The organism is Actinospica acidithermotolerans (assembly GCF_018139625.1).
Classification (GTDB): Bacteria; Actinomycetota; Actinomycetes; order Streptomycetales; family Catenulisporaceae; genus Actinospica; species Actinospica acidithermotolerans.
Map to the genome: position 1 here is coordinate 1 of NZ_JAGSOH010000381.1, position 411 is coordinate 411.

Annotated in this window: 1 pseudogene; it reads right to left on the reverse strand. The window is 63.5% G+C overall.

Annotation, left to right across the window (positions count from 1 at the left end):
* Positions 1-390 (reverse strand): annotated as a pseudogene (locus KDK95_RS39040) (hypothetical protein); the annotation flags it as partial.
* Positions 391-411 lie beyond the last annotated feature (21 nt).

Consider the following 411-nt stretch of genomic DNA (forward strand, 5'->3'; position numbering starts at 1 on the left):
GTCCAGTGGAAGCCGATCGGTCAGCCCATTGCCGCCATATACCTCAAGGTCCGCCGACCCGTTGTTGGCTCTCAAACCGGCATAGCTCAGGCCAGCGCCACCATCCAGTCGTACCCCCAAGCCTGCAGCGTCAGGCGTGATGCCAGGATTACCGCTGCGACCACTGCCGAAGGTGTAGAGCGAGCTTGTCGACATGCTGGCTGCCAGGCTTTGCCCAAGGGCATTGCCAAACGCATCAGTCGCCACCTGCTGGACGCTGACACGCCCACCCTTCAGCACCGCGGTAGCCATCCCAGCTGCGAAGCCCGACACGGTTCCACGCGCCAACCCCGTCGCGAAATCGCTCTCAAAACCTCCAAACACATTGCCGCTCTGCAGCACCTGCCCCACCGATGCTCCCACGCCCGCACC